The sequence below is a fragment of the Nocardia sp. NPDC047654 genome, assembly GCF_043205035.1.
In the GTDB taxonomy this organism is placed as follows: domain Bacteria; phylum Actinomycetota; class Actinomycetes; order Mycobacteriales; family Mycobacteriaceae; genus Nocardia.
On sequence record NZ_JBIDDF010000001.1, the window covers coordinates 724,864 to 742,755 of the forward strand.

Here is a 17,892-nt window from a genome sequence, read left to right on the forward strand (position 1 = left end):
GGAGAGCAACGATGTGTCTTGCGGTACCAGGCAAAGTGCTCAGCCTGCACGAGCGGGACGGCACGCTGATGTCGGTCGTCGACTTCGGCGGCGTGCACAAGGATGTGTGCCTGCAATACATCCCGGACGCGGCGGTCGGTGACTACGTCGTGGTCCACGTCGGTTTCGCGATCCAGCGGCTGGACGAGGAGTCCGCGTTGCGGACCCTGGCCGAGTTCGAGCACCTCGGCGTACTGAACGAGGAATTCGGCGACGGTTTCGCCATCGCCGCGAAGCAGGCGGGCATGGACAACCCAGCCGCCGAGCCATCACGCGAGGAACCGGAGGACCGGTCATGAAATACCTGGACGAATTCAGCAATCCCGAGCTGGCCCAGCGCCTGCTCGATCGGATCCGCACCGCGACCAGCCGCCGCTGGGCGATCATGGAAGTCTGTGGCGGACAAACCCATTCGATCATCCGCCACGGCATCGACCAACTGCTGCCCGACCAGATCGAGATGATCCACGGTCCCGGCTGCCCGGTCTGCGTCACCCCGCTTGAGGTGATCGACAAGGCGCTGGAGATCGCCGCGCGGCCGGGCGTGATCTTCTGCTCGTTCGGCGACATGCTGCGCGTGCCCGGCAGCGCCAAGGACCTGTTCCGGGTCAAGAGCGAAGGCGGTGACGTCCGGGTGGTGTACTCGCCGCTGGACGCGCTGAACCTGGCCAAGGAGAATCCCGACCGGCAAGTCGTGTTCTTCGGTATCGGTTTCGAGACCACCGCTCCGGCCAACGCGATGACGGTGTATCAGGCAAAGCGCCTGGGCATCCGGAACTTCTCGCTGCTGGTGTCGCACGTTCTGGTGCCGCCTGCCATCGCCGCGATCATGGAGTCGCCGACCTGCCGGGTGCAGGGGTTCCTCGCCGCCGGGCACGTCTGCACCGTGATGGGCACCGACGAGTATCCGCCGCTGGCCGAGCAGTACAAGGTGCCGATGGTGGTCACCGGGTTCGAGCCGCTGGACATCCTGGAGGGCATCCGCCGCACCGTGCTGCAACTGGAGTCGGGCAGACACGAACTGGAGAACGCCTACCCGCGCGCGGTGTCCGCGACGGGCAATCCCGCGGCGAAGGCCATGCTGCAGGACGTCTTCGAGGTCACCGACCGAGCCTGGCGGGGCATCGGCGTGATCCCGCGCAGCGGCTGGCGGCTGTCGGATCGCTATCGCGAGTTCGACGCCGAACACCGCTTCGCCGTGGGCGACCTGCACACCGCCGAATCGACCATCTGCCGTTCCGGCGAGGTGCTGCAAGGGTTGATCAAACCCAACGAGTGCGCCGCCTTCGGCAAGCAGTGCACGCCGCGTAACCCGCTGGGCGCCACCATGGTGTCCTCCGAAGGCGCGTGCGCCGCCTACTACCTGTACCGGCGGCTCGATCTGCCCGCGGAGGTGGCCCATGCGTGAGGACGGCGCCGCCCCCGTGGCTATCGACGTGGAGGGCTGGGTCTGCCCGATGCCGCTGCGGGACGCGCCGAACATCGTGATGGGCCACGGCGGCGGCGGAGCGATGTCCGGCGAACTGATCGAGCATCTGTTCCTGCCCGCGTTCGGCTCGGCCGCGCACGCCGACCTCGGCGACTCCGCGGTGGTCACGCTCGACGGCGCGCGTCTGGCCTTCTCCACCGATTCGTTCGTGGTGAAGCCGATCGTGTTCCCTGGCGGCACGATCGGTGAACTCGCGGTCAACGGCACGGTGAACGATCTGGCCATGTCCGGTGCGCGCCCGATGGTGCTGTCCACCGCGTTCATCCTGGAGGAGGGCACCGCGCTGGCCGACATCGCGCGCATCGCGCAGGCGGTCGGCACCGCCGCGCTGGCGGCGGAAGTCCAGCTGGTCACCGGCGACACGAAGGTCGTGGACGCCGGACACGGAGATGGGATCTACATCAACACCGCCGGAATCGGCGTGGTGGCCCCCGAGGTCGACATCCGGCCGCAGCGCGCGAGGCCGGGCGACGTCGTGCTGGTCAGCGGCGACATCGGCGTGCACGGTGTCGCGGTGCTCAGCTGCCGCGAAGGACTGGAATTCGGCACCACCGTGCTCAGCGACACCGCGCCGCTGCACGGCTTGGTCGCGGCGATGCTGGCCACCGGCGCCGACGTGCACGTGCTGCGCGACCCCACCCGCGGCGGCGTCGCGGCCTCGCTCAACGAGATCGCCCGCGCCGCGGGGGTCGGCGTATCCCTGGACGAGCGGCAGCTGCCGGTGCCCGACGGCGTGCGCGACGCGTGCGGGCTGCTCGGCCTGGACCCGATGTACGTGGCCAACGAGGGCAAGCTGCTGGCGTTCGTCGCGGCCGAGGACGCCGATCGCGTGCTCGCGGCGATGCGGGAGCACCCGCTGGGTGCGCAGGCCGCGGTGATCGGCCGGTGCGTCGCCGAACATCCCGGCATGGTGGTGGCCCGCACCGCGCTCGGCGGGACGCGGGTGGTGGACCTGCCCGCGGGCGAGCAATTGCCGCGAATCTGCTGACGGCGGACGCAACGGTCCGGAGCCAGAAGGCGAGGTGTGGATCATCGTTCGGATCGCCGATAGCCCCACAGCGGCGCCCGGTCCACTGGACGGACGGCAGCGGCGCGGCGTCGCCGGGATGGCGGCGGTCGTCGTCACCCTGCACGTCCTCGGGTGGTCGGCACTGCTGCTGGTCGTGGTCCCCGGCGGGTACGTCGTGGACGGTGCGGTGTTCGGCGTCGGTCTGGGCGTCACCGCGTACACGCTCGGGATGCGGCATGCCTTCGACGCCGACCACATCGCCGCCATCGACAACACCACCCGCAAGCTGGTCGCCGACGGGCGCAGGCCGCTGTCGGTGGGGTTCTGGTTCTCCCTCGGCCACTCCACCATCGTCTTCGTCCTGGTCGCGCTACTGGCGTTCGGCGTCAAGGCGCTGGCGGGAAACCTGCGGGACGAGGAGTCCGGGCTGCACCGCTGGACCGGGGTGTTCGGAACCGGCGTCTCGGGAACCTTCCTGCTCGCCATCGGCCTGTTGAACCTGGTCTCCTTGATCGGGATCTGGCGGGTGTTCCGCGGCATGCGGCGCGGGACATACGACGAGGCCGCGTTGCGGCAGCAGCTGGACGACCGCGGCGCCTTGCAGCGCGTGATCGGCCCGCTGACCCGAGCGGTGCGCGCGCCGTGGCAGATGTACCCGGTCGGACTGCTGTTCGGCCTCGGCTTCGACACCGTCACCGAGGTGAGCCTGCTGGTGATCGCGGGCGGCGCGGCGGCGACCGCCCTGCCGTGGTACGCGATCCTGGTGCTGCCGGTGTTGTTCTCGGCGGGAATGACGCTGTTCGACGCGCTGGACGGCGCGTTCATGAACTACGCGTACGGGTGGGCGTTCGCGGGGCCGCTGCGCAGCGTCTACTACAACATCGTCGTCACGGGGCTGTCGGTCGTGGTGGCCCTGCTGATCGGCGCGCAGGAGATGATCTCGGTGCTGGCCGAGGAGTTCGGCATCGCCGACGGCCCGGTGGCCTGGGTCGGCGGGCTGGATCTCGGCGCCATGGGCTTGCTGATCGCCGGACTGTTCGTGCTCACCTGGGCGGTGGCGGTGGCGGTGTGGCGATTCGGCAGGCTCGAACAGCGCTGGTCCGTCGAGCGCGCCGGTGGAAGGCCCTGCCGATGACGGGCGGCGGCGCGGAGATGTTCGCCCGGTACGCCTACGCGCCCAACCGGCTCGGCTACTGCGGGCCACCCGACGCGGCCGCGTTGCGGGACGGCTCGGAAGAACAGGTGCGCGCGGTGGCGCGCCGGTTCACCGGCGCGTGGCCCTACCTGTTGGTGATGGCCCGGATGACCGGCATCGCCGATCCGCTGGACCGCAGGCTCGTCGAATCCTATTGGCTGGGCGGTGGAGTCGGCGCGAGCCTGGACCCCCATGAGTTCACCGCGGAACTGCTGAGTCTGCTCGGCCCGGTCGCGGGCGGATACTGGACGCATCTGACCCCGCGGTTGGCCGAGGAGGCCGCGGCCAACCATTGTTTCCACGTCTTCGGTGTGTACCCGTGGTCGCGGCTGCTCCGGCACGGCAACGCACATCCCCTGCACGTCCTCGACAGCTGCCGGATCACCTGGGGAACGGTCCTCGACCGCAGCGGCGGCGAGGTCTCGCTGCGCTGCCGCAGGCTCCGTTGGGACGGAGAACGCCTCACGCTGTCGGCGGAGACGTCCGAGTCCGTGCCGATCCGGGTGGACGGGTACGCGGCGCTGCCCGACGTGGCGGCGGGGGAGCGGGTCGCGGTGCATTGGGGGCGGCTGTGCGGGCGACTGGACGACGCCGGGGTGCGTGCTCTCGAGGCGGGCACGGTGCGTCAGCTGGAGGTCACCAATCGGCGGTTGGTCGCGCGGCGGAGCCCGGCGAGCTGACGAACTCTGTGCCGCGCCGCCGATCACGAACGCCGAATTCGTGGCGGTGGGCTTCATCGGTCCGACAGGGTCGCCGTCGTCGTCCGAGGCCTATGGCGATATTTCATTAGGACGCCAAGATCCGATCGGTGGAAATGCGCCGCACTCGACGATTCGGCGAATTCGTAAGGCGCGACGACGTTTTTCGGCAACCGTGCTCGGAGTAGAATGTACACAGCTGTCGATCTCGACCGCGAGGAGTGCCGCGTGGATTCGCCAATGGTCGCCCGGGCAGAAAATTCATCGCTACCCAGGAATTGTTTCCCGGTGATTATCGCGCCGTGAGACCGCGTTTCCTCACCTTCGAGTCCGATGAGCCGACCTGCTTCTCGAGTCCTGTTGAAGGGAGGTGAACTACCGTGATGGATCAGATGATGGGGATGGCGCGCGACTGGTGGAATCGTATGTTCCCCGGCATGCAGATGCCGATGATGCCAATGATGCCGATGATGTAGCGGCCGTTCCGCAGACGGAAAGTCGAATGATGTCGCGGTGTGACGTGCGAGTGTTTCGGTCACCGTTCCGGTGCGACAAACCCAGCGCGTTACGCGCCGAGTATTCGACTGCGAGAATCGACCCCGGGGTCGATTGTGGTCGACCCGATGCGCGGTGTGAATGTCCCGCGCGGCGGGTAAGTCCACTTTCGTCATCGACCTGATCGACCTCGGCGGAGGTATGTGATGAGCGGCGATCCACGGCAGGGAAAGCGGCCGGTGAGTGCGGTGCTGGCAGGTCCGTACGGGCACCCGTTCCATCCGATACTGGTCACCGTCCCGATCGGCGCCTGGGTCGCCAGTTTCGTGTTCGACATCGCGTCCCGCCTCGTCGACGATCCGGACTTCCTTGTCGAGGGATCGTCCTGGTTGATCGCGATCGGCGTGCTCGGCGCCTTGATCGCCGCGACGATCGGGTTCCTCGATCTGCTCGCGATCCCGACCGGCACGCCCGCCTTCCGTACCGGCTTGCTGCACATGACTCTCAACTTGCTGGTGACCGTCGCCTATGCGCTGGGTTTCGTGTGGCGGCGGGGGGCGGACCTCGCGGTCGCGGTCCCGGCCGGGCCGCTGACCCTGTCGGCGGCGAGCCTGGTGACGCTGGCGATTTCCGGGTATCTCGGCGGCAAGCTGGCTTATCGCTATGGCGTGCGGGTCGCCGACGAAACCACCCAAGCCGGCGGCTTCACCCACTGAATCCCTTCGCATCCCTCAGGAGGCACACCATGGGCATCGCCGCACTGGTTTCTTGGCTGCTCACCGCGGGCGGCGGTTTCTTCATGCTCGGCACGTGGATCGCCCGGGGCGGGACGCGGCAACCGAGTTCCACCCAGCTGCCCGTGCCGGTCGTGTTCGGTCACTTCACGCTCGCCGTTGCCGGACTGATCTGCTGGATCCTGTACCTCGTCCTCGACACGGACGCACTGGCGTGGGTCGCGTTCGTCCTGCTGATCCCCGTCGCGCTGCTCGGATTCGCGATGCTGCTGCGCTGGCTGCCCACCTACCGTGCCCGTTCGGCGGGTACGGCAGAACCTCCCGAAGGGCACTTTCCCGTCGCCATCGTCGCGGGCCACGGCGTGCTGGCCGTGCTCACCGTCGTGCTGGTGCTGCTGACCGCCCTCGGTGTGGGCACGAGCTGACCCGGTCCTACCCGGCTCCGATCCTCAGCCGCCACCGGAACGCGCCATCACCACAAGTGCACGGCGGTGACACTGCCGGGGCTGTCCGATCATTTCGCGCAGGTACTTCCGGGTGCATCGGCGCAGGCCGGCGCGGTGAGGTCGTAGACGGCGACATTGCCGATGTGTACCGCCGTGTAGTGCGCGGACACCCACTCGGCGATGTCTTCGTGCCCGGCCGGGCGCCACCATCCGTTGTCCGGACCCGGCCCGGCGGGCGCCTCGACCCGGCTGCGCACGCGCCACGAATCGGGCAGCCGCACCTCTTGCGCGAGGTAGTACGTCACCTGATGAGTGCGGATCATGGTCTGGAATTCGTCGAGGGTGGGTACCGGGTCGTCGGAGGTGAAACCGCCGATGGCGACGACCGGGGTGTGGCTGGCGAGTTCGAGCGACGCGGCGACCGAGGAGCGGTCCACGGCGGCCGACCAGGTCGTGGAGGTGTCGCGCAACAGCGCGGAAAGTCGAGGTTCGACCTCTCCGTTCACGAACGAGGTCACCTCGCGGCGCACGTCGTTCCCCGGGTCCGGAGCCGCGGGCTCGGCGGGGCCGACGGTCGGGCTGCCCCCGGTATGCGCCTGCGGCAGGGTGGCCGCGGCGTACGCCGTCGATCCGCCGATGCCTGCGAGCACACCCGAGACGACGAGCAGCGAGACGGCTCCGGCTCGCACCCGCCGCGCTCCGCCGGGGAACGCGGCGGCGACCAGTGCGAGCGCCGCCGCCGCGGAGACCACCGCGAGCGCCCAACGCAGGGGCGGTAGCCACTCGGGGTTGCGGTCGAGCAGGACGAACGCCCACAGCCCCGACGTGAACACCAGTGCGGCGGCGCCGACTCGGCCGAACGCCGCGGACCGCCGCCGCCACATCTCGGCCACCCCGATCGCGAACATCCCGGCCACGGCGGGACCGATCGCCAGCGTGTAGTAGGCATGCATGCCGCCGCGCATCACGGTGAACGCGACGCCGTCGACGATCAGCCACAACCCGAAAGCCAATGCGGCCGCACGGATCAGGTCGGTGCGAGGCGCCCGCCCACGGGAGACGAGCACCAGTACGAAGGCGAGCAGGGCAGCCGGAAGCAGCCAGGAGATCTCGAATCCGATCTCGCCGCTGAACAGGCGAACCGGACTCGGTCCGCTCGATCCGGCGAACCCGCCACCGGTATGCCCGGCGGTCGGTGGCATCTCGTATCCGGGCGGCAGCGCGAACCGGTTGCCGCCACGATGATTGTGCCCCAGGAAACGAGCGAACCCGTTGTAGCCCAGCACCAGATCCATGAACGTGTTGTTCGTCGAGCCCGCCAGGTAGGGCCGCGCGGTGGCGGGCCACAGGACCGTCAGCAGGACATACCAGCCCGAGGAGACGACCAGCGCCGCGGCGGCGGCCGACAAGTGCAGCAGGCGTTTTCGCGCCGAGGCCGGCGCGACGATCAGATAGGTGAGCGCCAAGGCGGGCAGCACCATGAGCCCCTCGAGCATCTTCGCCAGGAACGCGAATCCGAGCGCGACGCCCGCCAGCATCAGCCAGCGCGCGCTCGCCTGCCGCGCCGCCCGGAGCGTGCAGTACGCGCCCGCGGTCATCAGCAGCACCATGACGGCATCCGGATTGTTGAATCGGAACATCAAGGCCACCACCGGCGTTGCCGCGAGAACGGCTCCGGCCAGCAGTCCGGCGGCCCGGTTGGCGGTCGCCTCGGTGACCATCGCGTACAGCAATGCCACCGCGGCCACGGCCATCAGCGCCTGCGGCGCCAGCATGCTCGCGCTGCCGAATCCGAACAGCTGCCCCGATACGCCCATCACCCATTGCGATACCGGCGGCTTGTCCACGGTGATGAAGTTGCCCGGATCAAGGGAACCGAACAGCACCGCCTTCCAGTTCCGTGCACCGGACCAGGCTGCCGCGGCATAGAAGTCGTTGCCCATCCCGTTGACCGTGATGTGCCACAGATACGCGACCGTGGTCCCGATCAGCAGGAGGGAAAGCCCTACGCGCTCCCACCCTCGCGCGGGCGGTAAGTCGGCCGATCCGGCGCGGGTGGCAATCGGATGCGCATCGGGCACGGCGGCCGCGGCGGGGATCGCTGTCACCGCTGGAGCTTCGCAAGCGTCCTGGTGAATCGCCTGCGCATCAGCTGGCAATCAGCTGTGAGTGCCGCGCCTTGTGTCGTTCGGCGAACGCCGACGGCGCGCATCAGCGCACGGCCGGCGTTCGTCGTTCCAATGAAACCGTCAGATCTTGCGGATGACCGTGACGACCTTGCCGAGAATCTGGGCGTCGTTACCGGGAATCGGCTCGAAGACGGGGTTGTGCGGCATCAGCCAGACGTCCTTGCCGGTGCGCTTGAAGGTCTTCACCGTGGCCTCCCCGTCGATCATCGCCGCGACGATGTCGCCGTTGTCGGCAACGTTCTGCTGTCGCACGACCACCCAGTCGCCGTCGCAGATCGCCGCGTCGATCATGGACTGGCCGACCACCTTCAGCAGGAACAGGGAACCGTCGCCGACCAGCTCGCGCGGCAGCGGGAAGACATCCTCCACGGCCTGCTCGGCCAGGATCGGGCCACCGGCGGCGATGCGACCGAGGACCGGGACGAACGTGGGGACGGGACGGTCGACGTCGACGGTGATCTCACCGTCGTCGACCGCCGCGGCCTGCAGGCTGGTCACCGACCGCACCACCTCGTCCAGACCCCGGACGTCCACGGCGCGTGGCCGATTCGGATCGCGGCGCAGGTAGCCCTTGCGCTCCAGGGCGCGCAGCTGATGGGCGACCGACGAGGTGGACGTGAGCCCGACGGCGTCACCGATCTCCCGGATGCTCGGCGGGTAGCCGCGCTCGCTCACCGAGGAGCGGATCACCTCCAGCACTTTGCGCTGACGCACGGTGAGATCCGCTCCGCTACCCGCCGCGTCGGCGCCGCTCTCGGTCTCGTCACCCGTGTCGTCCGTCTGCCTCACCGCAACCGCCCTTTCCTGCTGTGCCAGGCCGGTCGGTGCCCGGCATGTGTCCTCATGGCCTGTCGTGTCTTCGGTTCTTCGAATCTAGTCCGGTCGCGCCGCTGGATCAAACATCTGTTCGACGCATGTCGGGTGTTCCTGCTGACTTTGTCGGCGACGCGTGGTAGAAATCGAACACCAGTTCTTCGAACACATGAGCGAATAGCTACTGAACACGTGTTCGAACAGCTCGAACGCCGACGGAGCACCTACCCACGGAGGTTTGTCCGATGAGCACTGCGATGAGCACTGCGATCAGCGATGTCACCCCTTCTCTCGGCTCGGCGGTCGCGCAACCCGAGCGCCCTGCCGATCCCGATCGGGACGATCTCGGCTACGAGACCGCCCGGCGGTTGCTGTGTGATGCGCGTGCCCGCGCACTGACACCCGCGCACCGATCCGCGGCCGATCGGCGCCCGCCCGGGGCGCGTCCCCGTGCGGGCGCGGTCGCCTACGACCGGGGTTCGCGACCGCTCGCGCGGCGGCGTGCTCATGGTGAACACCCGATGCGCCGGGTCGAGCAAGCGCAGATCGGGTTCGCCGTCCTCGCCGTCACCGCGCTGGTCACCGCGTTGGTGGTGGCGGGGTTGATCGCCCTGGCGCATGTGCGGGCAGGCGAGTGGGGCGGTGATGCCGGTCGGCCGGTACCGGCGGTGGTGGACGGCCCAGGAGCGCCGGTGGGTGGCATTTCGCGCTGAGTGGAAGGGAATTCGGCCACCCTGGGCGGCCGGAATTGTTGATCGACAAACTAGAACGTGTTGCTACCGTGCTGAAAACGTGATCCGGGCAACACCGCCCGAACGATGTCGGGATCTTTCAGCACATGACACTCCTCAGCGCAGGCCGCTCGGTTCGCGTCTTCATCCGCGCGGCCGCCTTGTCCCTCTGTCTGGTCCTCGGACTCGGCGCAGCATCTGTCGCCCGGGCGGAACCCGCGTACATGGCCTATCTGGACCTGCCCTCGGTCAACGGTGACGGTGCGGGGGCGGGCGGACTCGGTCCCGCTCTGCCACTGAACGAATCGGATCTCGCCGAGGCGTTGCGGCAGGTACGGGCCGACGGTGTGGCGCCGCGCCGCTACGCGACACTGCTGCACCAGTACTGGCTGGTGATCGCCGCCGGGAACGCCGATATCGATCTGGCGGCGTGGGATCCCGGCCAGGGCCCGCGTGCGAACGAACGCACTTTCAACCAGGTCTACGTCAACTACCTGCGGCTGGCCACGCGCCACCCGGAGTTCTACTGGGCGGGGCTGGCCGGCATCGCGGGCGGATCGTTCGCGTCCGGATTCTTCGACATGGGCGATGTGGGCGTGGTCCTGGACGTGCCCGGCATCCATCGGCTCGGCGACGCGGTCGCCGATCTGCTGCGCGCGACCCCGCCGGAATTGACGCGGGCGCTGCCGGAGGACATCCGGCTGCTCGCCACCGAGGGCTCCCGCCTGAGCGCCGCGGACGTCGCCTGGTATCAGACCCGCCTGATGATCATGCAGAAGCACATCTTCACGGATCTGGTGCCGATGCACGAAGCCTACGTCGCGCTGGGCATGCGAGGGATCGACGAGATGTACGCGGCGGGTGTGCTCGACGATGACATCCACGCGGCGTGGCAGTCGATCGCCTCGGGCACCAGGGACGGTTACATCGACGCGCTGATCCGGATGACCGATCGGGAACAGAACCACGTCGTCGCCGACCAGTGGGACGAGACGTCGGCGGGCCGGGCGCCGATCGGCCGCGTGCTCACCTATGTCAGCACCATCGCGGGCAAACCCGGAGTGCCGGGCGTCCGCGCGCCCGGCGTGTTCGCCCCCACGGTGGTCGGCGCCGAGGTAGGTGGCCGCAGCCTCGCGCTGCGGGTGCCGTTGCCCGGCTTCAACTGGGCCGATCGCGAGACGCGCTGGCGCTACATCACCGGTGACCTGGTGCCCCGCCATGTAGATATGGAGACCGACCCCGCCGTGGCCGGAGCCGTCCTCGGCGAGGCGTTCTGGGACAAACTGGCCCGTGGCCGCCTCGCCGCCCGATTGCCGGACCTTCTCGCCGACCTGTCCGCGCACTGGCAGATCGCCGGATGAGGAAGCCGCGTCCGGCAGCGGGGGTGAGTGCGGCAATTCGGGAACCCGGACGGGTATCCTCGAAGTGTTATGCAGGTATTCCGCGTGTCGCACGAGGAATGTCTGGTGCCGGGGTATAGACCTCTGTACACGGGCTCGCCGGACCGATCGCCCCGATCGGTGCCCGGTCCGGACGCGAGCACGCGCATCGACGAAGGATTTCTCGGATGCATTGCCCGTACTGCCGACACCCCGACTCCCGGGTGGTGGACTCGCGCGAGGCCGACGAAGGCGCGGCCATCCGCCGGCGTCGCGCCTGCCCGCAGTGTGGGCGGCGGTTCACCACCGTGGAGACCGCCATCCTGTCGGTGGTCAAACGGAGCGGCGTCACCGAGCCGTTCAGTCGGGAAAAGGTCATCCGGGGTGTGCGCCGGGCCTGCCAAGGTCGTGAAGTCGACGACGACGCGCTGAACCTGCTGGCGCAGCAAGTGGAGGACGCGGTGCGCGCCAAGGGATCTCCCGAGGTGCCCAGTCACGAGGTGGGGCTGGCCATCCTGGGCCCGCTGCGTGATCTCGACGAGGTGGCCTACCTGCGGTTCGCTTCGGTCTACCGGTCGTTCACCTCGGCCGAGGACTTCGAACGCGAGATCCGGGAGATGCGCCAGGCGCGCGCCGAAGCGCTGTCGGCCGCCGACTGACTCAGCGCCGCACCGCGGCGATCGCCTTCTCGATTCGCTTGGCCGACACCGGAAACGGGGTGCCGAGCTTCTGCGCGAACAGGCTGACGCGGAATTCCTCGATCATCCACCAGATCTCGGTGACCGCGGGCGCGTGCCTGCGGCTCTGCGGGAGCGACGCGACCAAGCGGTCATAGGCGGCGAGCACCCGATCGAGTTCGGCCATGCCTTGCCGATCGCGAACGGCCGAGCCGGGCAACGCCTCCAGTCGCGCCACCGCCGCCTGGAGGTAGCGCGGCAGCTCACGCAGCCTGGCCGCGCCCGTTTCGGACACGAAGCCGCGGAACACCAGGTTGTCGAGCTGATGACGGACGTCTTCGGCGATGTCGCGCTCGCTCGTTCGCGCCAGCGCCACCGAAACCTGGTGGGCGCCCGCGAGCACCGGCACGACCAGGCGCACGTAACGAGCGACGGTGGCGGCGAAATCCGGACGGATTCGCGCGACGAGCGCGTCGAACTCCGCCGGGTCGTGCACCGGCCCGCCGGCGGCCACGAGCAGTTCGTCGGCGGCGGCCGCGCGGCAGTCGTCGAGCAGCGCCTCCAGCGAGCCGTACGGATTCTGGCTCAGGGCAAGGCGATCCGCGGGCGACAGGCCCGCGGTGGAGCTTCGGGCCGAAGCGGGCAGCGTGTGCAGCAGCAGCGCTCTGGTGCCGAGGCGCATGGCGGCGGCCTGCTCCGCGGGGGAGCTGAGCACCCGGACCGCCACGCCGTCGCCCTCGGCGACGAGCGCCGGGTATCCGGTGACGGTCTGCCCCGCCACCTCGCGCCGCACCGTCGGCGCGAGGGTGCCGAGCGATTCGGAGGTCCACACCGTGGCAGGCGGGCGTTCGGCTCCCGCGGTGGCCCGGGCGACAGAGGCGGAAACCTGCTCGGCCAGGCGCGTTTTCAGCGCGGCGAGACTCTTGTCCCGGGCGAGCACGGTGCCGTCGTCGCCGATGGCCGCGAAAGTCATGCGCAGGTGGTCGGGCAGTGCGGAGACCTCGAAGTCGGTGGGGGCGATCGACACCGAACCCAGCCGGGACAGTTCGCGCGCGAGCCCGGCCCGCAGCGGCTCCGCCCGCGGGGTCAGCACCGCCAGGGCGGCGGCCGCGAAGTCGGGTGCGGGGACGACGCTGCGTCGCAATGTCTTCGGCAACGTCTTGATCAGAGCGGTGGCCAGCTCGTCGCGCATGCCCGGCACCAGCCAATCGAAGCCGACGGCGCGGACGTGGGCGAGCTGTTCCACCGGGATCCGCACGGTGACGCCGTCCTCCTCGTTGCCCGGCTCGAACTGGTAGGAGAGCGGGAAAGCGAGTTCGCCTTGGCGCCAGGAGTCCGGGAAAGCCGCCGGGTCCAGTGCGGCCGCGCCTTCGTTGACCACGGTGGAGGTGGAGAAATCCAGCAGCTCGGGATCTGCCCGCCGTGCGGTGCGCCACCAGCTGTCGAAGTGACGCACCGAGACGATGTCGGCGGGCAGGCGCTCGTCGTAGAACGCGAACAGCACCTCGTCGTCGACCAGGATGTCCCGGCGGCGGGCACGATGCTCCAGGTCGGCCACGTCGTCGAGCAGCGCGCGATTGCGGTGGAAGAACTCGTGCCGGGTCTGCCACTCGCCCTGCACCAGGGCGTGCCGGATGAACAACTCCCGCGACAACTCGGGGTCGATCCGGCCGTAGTCCACCGGCCTGCCGGTGACCAGCGGAATCCCGTACAGCGTGACACGTTCGTAGGCGCGCGCCGCGCCCCGCTTGGCCGACCAGTGCGGTTCGGAGTAGACGCGTTTGACGAGGTCGCCCGCGAGCCGCTCGGCCCATTCCGGCTCGATCTTCGCGGCCATCCGGCCCCACAGCCGTGAGGTCTCGACCAGTTCGGCGGCCATCACCCAGCGGGGCGGCTTCTTCGCCAGCGACGAGCCGGGGAAGATCATGAACTTGGCGTTGCGCGCGCCGAGGAATTCGCGGGATTCCGCTTCCCTGACGCCGATGTGCGACAGCATGCCCGCCAGCAGCGCTTGGTGGATGGCGGTGGAATCCCAGGGGAGTCCGTCGTTGTCCGCGACGGTCGCCGCGGTGGCGCCCCGGCCACGTTCGGCGCCGGGGCGCCCGTCGCCCCCGCGCGTGGACCGGCCGCGGCGTGATCGGTTGCCCTGCTTGCCGTCCGGCGCGGCCGCTTCGGTTCGGTCCGGTTCCGCCGGGCTCGCCGAGTCCTGTCCCCGCGTCGACCATCCGAGGCCCTTGGTGATCGTGCGCAGCTGCCCGTGCAGGTCCTGCCACTCCCGGATCCGCAGGTAGTGCAGGAACTCCTCCCGGCACAGCCGCCGGAACTGGTTGGACGACAACGACTTGCGCTGCCCGCCGAGGTAGTCCCACAGCCGCAGGTAAGCCAGGAAATCGGAACCCTCGACCGTGAAGCGCGCGTGTTTGGTGTCGGCTGCCTGCTGCTGCTCGGCGGGCCGTTCCCGGACATCCTGGATCGACAGCGCCGCGACGATGACCAGCACGTCGGCCAGACAACCGGTGTGTTGCGCCTCCACCAGCATCCGCGCCATGCGAGGGTCGACCGGCAGCTGCGCCATGTCGCGGCCGATCGGGGTCAGCGTCAGGGCGGTCGCGCCGTCGCCGTCCGTCCGGGACTTTCCGTCCCGGCGCGCGAGGGCGCCGAGCTCTTCGAGTAGGGCGATGCCGTCGCGGATGGCGCGGCGGTCCGGTGGCTCCACGAACGGGAAGTTCTCGATGTCGCCGAGGCCGAGCGCGGTCATCTGCAGGATGACCGCGGCCAGGTTGGTGCGCAGGATCTCCGGATCGGTGAAGACGGGCCGGGATTCGAAGTCGTCCTCCGAATACAGCCGGATGCAGATGCCGTCGGCGACGCGACCGCAACGCCCGGAGCGCTGCCGCGCCGATGCCTGCGACACCGGTTCGATCGGCAACCGCTGCACTTTGGTCCGCATGGAATAGCGCGAGATCCGCGCCGTGCCCGGGTCGACGACGTACCGGATGCCCGGCACCGTGAGCGAGGTCTCCGCGACATTCGTCGCCAGCACCACCCGGCGCCCGGTGTGCGAGGCGAACACGCGGTGCTGCTCGGCGGCCGACAGCCGGGCGTACAGCGGGAGGATCTCGGTGCGCGGCAGCTTCAGATCCCGCAGCGCGTCCGCGGTGTCGCGGATCTCGCGTTCACCGGACAAGAACACCAGCACGTCGCCGTCACCCGCGGCGAACAACTCCGTCACCGCGTCGCCGATCGCGTCCACCGGGTCCCGGTCGACGATGCGGGTGTCCTCGTCGTCTTCGTCTCCGGCGGCGCCCGGAAGTTCCAGCGAGAGTGGCCGGTAGCGGATCTCCACCGGATACGAGCGTCCGGAGACTTCGACGATCGGTGCGGGAGTGCCTTCCTCGTCCGCGAAATGCCGGGCGAACAGCTCGGGATCGATGGTCGCCGAGGTGATGATCACCTTGAGGTCGGGCCTGCGGGGCAGCAGTTGCTTCAGGTAACCGAGTAGGAAGTCGATATTGAGGCTGCGTTCGTGCGCCTCGTCGATGATGATCGTGTCGTAGCGGCGCAGCAGCCGGTCGCGCTGGATCTCGGCGAGCAGGATGCCGTCGGTCATCAGCTTGATCAGGGTGTGCTCGGAGGCGTGGTCGGTGAACCGCACCGTGTAGCCGACGACGTCGCCGAGTTCGGTGCCCAGCTCCTCGGCGATCCGCTCGGCGACGGTGCGCGCGGCGAGCCTGCGGGGCTGGGTGTGCCCGATCGTGCCGCGGATGCCGCGGCCGAGTTCGAGGCAGATCTTCGGGATCTGGGTGGTCTTGCCGGAGCCGGTCTCGCCCGCGACGATCACCACCTGGTGCTCGGCGATGGCGGCGGCGATGTCCTCGCGGCGGGCGGTGACCGGCAGCTGCTCCGGATAGCGGATCTCCGGCACCGCCGCGCGCCGCGCTTCGACCCGCAGTTCGGCGGCCGCGATCTCGGCTTCCACCTCGCCCAGGTCGCCGCCGCGCGCTTTGTCGAGCCTGCGCCGCAACCGGTGTTCGTCGCGAAGGGAGAGATTCGCCAAGCGGGTGCGAAGTTCGCGGGAGTCGGTGGCGGCTGTCCTGGTCATTGCATCGACCAGCCTAGCGAAATCCGCCGGCGAATTTTTCCACCAGCCACCGCGGCCGGTAGCCGAGTGGGAACTGAAGCTCCGTCCCGGCCGCTGACATGCGCTGATCAGCGCCGTCTTGCGGTGTGCACGGCGCCATGACGGCCGGGAGTGGACCACGACCCGGGAACCGGTAAAGGTGGAGACATGAACGCGCTATGGCATGGCTTTGCCGACATGGGCGCCGTCGAGCGGGACGGAGCGTTCGTGGTCGCTCGCGGAGACGGCGTCTACGTCTTCGACCAGGCGGGCAATCGGTACCTCGATGCGACCGCAGGCCTGTGGTTCGCCAACGTGGGCCACGGGCGCGGCGAGATCGCCGACGCGGTGGCCGCCCAGCTGCGCACGATCGCGCACTACTCCAATTTCGGCGACATCACCGAGCCCGCCACCCAGGAACTCGCCGAGCGGCTCGCCGTCCTCGCCCCGGTGCCGGGCAGCAAGATCTTCTTCACCTCGGGCGGTTCCGACTCCGTCGACACCGCGACCAAGCTGGCCCGCCGCTACTGGCACGAACTCGGGCAGCCGGGCAAGACGATCGTGGTCGGGCGGCGAATGGCCTATCACGGCATGCACGTAGCGGGTACGGCGCTGGCGGGCCTCCCGGGCAATCGGGAGGGCTACGGCGAGCTGATGCCCGCGGCGCGGACCGTCGAGTGGGACGACGCGAAAGCCCTGCTCGCGCTGATCGAGGAGGTCGGCGCCGAACGGATCGCCGCGTTCTTCTGCGAACCGGTCATCGGCGCGGGCGGTGTGTATCCGCCACCTGCGGGCTACCTCGCCGAAGTCCGGCGCATCTGCCGCGACCACGACATCCTGTTCGTCGCCGACGAGGTGGTGACCGGTTTCGGCCGCATCGGCGGAGCGTGGTTCGCCTCGTCCCGGCTCGGGCTCGAACCCGACCTGATGACCACCGCGAAGGGACTGACCTCCGGTTATCTCCCGATGGGCGCGGTCTTCGCCGCCCCGCGCGTGGCGGAGCCGTTCTTCGGAGGCGGCGTCTGGTGGCGGCACGGCTACACCTACGGCGGACACGCGGGCGCGGCGGCCGCCGCGCTGGCGAATCTCGACATCATCGAGCGCGAAGGCCTGCTCGAGGCCGCCCTGCGCGTGGAGGCGAGCCTGCACGAGCAGCTGTCGGTGCTCGCCGGACATCCCAGGGTCGCCGAGGTGCGCAGCGGGTTCGGCGCCGTCGCGGCCATCCAGCTGGCCGACCCCGCCGAAGGGTTGCCGCTGGTAGACACACTGCGCGCGCACGGGATATCCAGTCGCGCCGCGGGGCAGGGGGCCATGCAGATCTCTCCGGCCTTCATCATGACCGACGACCAGATCGCCGAACTCGTCGACGGGTTCACCCGTGCACTGAACGATATGTGATCCACCGCGACATGATCGGCCTGCAGGCACCGGGCCTGAGGTCAGAGCGCGCGGGTCATGAAGACGCTGTGCGGATCGGGACGGTAGTCGCCGAACGGCGAGCAGTAGCCGAAGCCGTGGGCGGCGTACAGGCGGGCGGGCCGGAAGAAGTCCTGCACGCCTGTTTCCAGGCTGAGACGCCGGTAGCGGCGCGCGGTGGCCTCGGCGATGAGATGGCGCAGCAAGGTGGAAGCGATGCCGCGACCTCGATGGGTCGCCACGGTGCGCATGGACTCGATCCCGGCGTGGCCGTCGTCGAGGTGCTTCAGCGCGGCGCACCCTGCCGGTGGCGCACCGTCCCACCCGGTCCAGAACGTGATATCCGGATGACGCAGTGCGCTCGCGCCACCCGACTGGTCGTTTTCATGCGAGCCTTCTAGGGAACGTTCGCCGGGGCGGGTGACGCGGCCGCAGGTTGTGACTCGAAGTGGGCGCCTCATC

Annotated in this window: 15 protein-coding genes; 11 read left to right on the top strand and 4 right to left on the bottom strand. The window is 69.3% G+C overall.

The window, feature by feature from the left end:
- Positions 1-11 precede the first annotated feature (11 nt).
- From ACGF7Y_RS03455 to ACGF7Y_RS03485, 7 genes are all read left to right on the top strand, one after another.
- The gene (locus ACGF7Y_RS03455; protein ID WP_393228749.1) at positions 12-338 is read left to right on the top strand and encodes a HypC/HybG/HupF family hydrogenase formation chaperone; all 327 of its coding nucleotides are present in this window, start codon (positions 12-14) and stop codon (positions 336-338) included.
- Positions 335-1,447 carry a hydrogenase formation protein HypD gene (gene hypD / locus ACGF7Y_RS03460; RefSeq protein WP_393228751.1) on the top strand — a complete coding sequence of 371 codons (1,113 nt, stop codon included), beginning with the start codon at positions 335-337 and terminating at the stop codon, positions 1,445-1,447. Before ACGF7Y_RS03455 ends, hypD begins: the two co-directional genes overlap by 4 nt.
- Positions 1,440-2,516, top strand: a complete 1,077-nt coding sequence (hypE, locus tag ACGF7Y_RS03465; RefSeq protein WP_393228753.1) for a hydrogenase expression/formation protein HypE — start codon at positions 1,440-1,442, stop codon at positions 2,514-2,516. Before hypD ends, hypE begins: the two co-directional genes overlap by 8 nt.
- A gap of 85 nt (positions 2,517-2,601) precedes the next feature.
- Complete coding sequence (locus ACGF7Y_RS03470; RefSeq protein WP_393230920.1) at positions 2,602-3,672, top strand: HoxN/HupN/NixA family nickel/cobalt transporter; 1,071 nt, start codon at positions 2,602-2,604, stop codon at positions 3,670-3,672.
- A complete protein-coding gene (locus ACGF7Y_RS03475; RefSeq protein WP_393228754.1) occupies positions 3,669-4,412 on the top strand; it encodes a DUF6390 family protein in 744 nt (247 codons plus the stop codon). Before ACGF7Y_RS03470 ends, ACGF7Y_RS03475 begins: the two co-directional genes overlap by 4 nt.
- 719 nt (positions 4,413-5,131) lie before the next feature.
- On the top strand, positions 5,132-5,641 hold the full coding sequence (locus ACGF7Y_RS03480) for a DUF2231 domain-containing protein (RefSeq protein ID WP_393228756.1): 510 nt from the start codon (positions 5,132-5,134) through the stop codon (positions 5,639-5,641).
- Positions 5,642-5,670: 29 nt separating this feature from the next.
- Entirely contained in the window at positions 5,671-6,084 is a 414-nt protein-coding gene (locus tag ACGF7Y_RS03485) for a hypothetical protein (protein WP_062973988.1), read from the top strand.
- An 89-nt stretch (positions 6,085-6,173) separates the two neighbouring features.
- On the opposite strand, the gene ACGF7Y_RS03490 is transcribed toward ACGF7Y_RS03485, so the two are convergent.
- Positions 6,174-8,213, bottom strand: a complete 2,040-nt coding sequence (locus tag ACGF7Y_RS03490) for an ArnT family glycosyltransferase (RefSeq protein WP_393228758.1) — start codon at positions 8,211-8,213, stop codon at positions 6,174-6,176.
- A gap of 141 nt (positions 8,214-8,354) precedes the next feature.
- Entirely contained in the window at positions 8,355-9,083 is a 729-nt protein-coding gene (lexA, locus tag ACGF7Y_RS03495) for a transcriptional repressor LexA (RefSeq protein WP_393228760.1), read from the bottom strand.
- 269 nt (positions 9,084-9,352) lie between these two features.
- Between lexA and ACGF7Y_RS03500 the strand changes: the two genes are divergently transcribed.
- From ACGF7Y_RS03500 to nrdR, 3 genes are all read left to right on the top strand, one after another.
- A complete protein-coding gene (locus tag ACGF7Y_RS03500; RefSeq protein WP_393228762.1) occupies positions 9,353-9,820 on the top strand; it encodes a hypothetical protein in 468 nt (155 codons plus the stop codon).
- A 125-nt stretch (positions 9,821-9,945) separates the two neighbouring features.
- Entirely contained in the window at positions 9,946-11,199 is a 1,254-nt protein-coding gene (locus tag ACGF7Y_RS03505; RefSeq protein WP_393228764.1) for a hypothetical protein, read from the top strand.
- A gap of 206 nt (positions 11,200-11,405) precedes the next feature.
- The gene (nrdR, locus tag ACGF7Y_RS03510) at positions 11,406-11,876 is read left to right on the top strand and encodes a transcriptional regulator NrdR (RefSeq protein ID WP_040867881.1); all 471 of its coding nucleotides are present in this window, start codon (positions 11,406-11,408) and stop codon (positions 11,874-11,876) included.
- Between the two features lies 1 nt (position 11,877).
- Here nrdR and hrpA read toward each other — a convergent pair whose 3' ends face one another.
- Complete coding sequence (hrpA, locus tag ACGF7Y_RS03515; protein WP_393228766.1) at positions 11,878-15,996, bottom strand: ATP-dependent RNA helicase HrpA; 4,119 nt, start codon at positions 15,994-15,996, stop codon at positions 11,878-11,880.
- Between the two features lie 186 nt (positions 15,997-16,182).
- Between hrpA and ACGF7Y_RS03520 the strand changes: the two genes are divergently transcribed.
- The gene (locus ACGF7Y_RS03520) at positions 16,183-17,412 is read left to right on the top strand and encodes an aspartate aminotransferase family protein (protein ID WP_393228768.1); all 1,230 of its coding nucleotides are present in this window, start codon (positions 16,183-16,185) and stop codon (positions 17,410-17,412) included.
- A 41-nt stretch (positions 17,413-17,453) separates the two neighbouring features.
- Here ACGF7Y_RS03520 and ACGF7Y_RS03525 read toward each other — a convergent pair whose 3' ends face one another.
- Positions 17,454-17,891, bottom strand: a complete 438-nt coding sequence (locus ACGF7Y_RS03525) for a GNAT family N-acetyltransferase (protein ID WP_393228770.1) — start codon at positions 17,889-17,891, stop codon at positions 17,454-17,456.
- Position 17,892 lies beyond the last annotated feature (1 nt).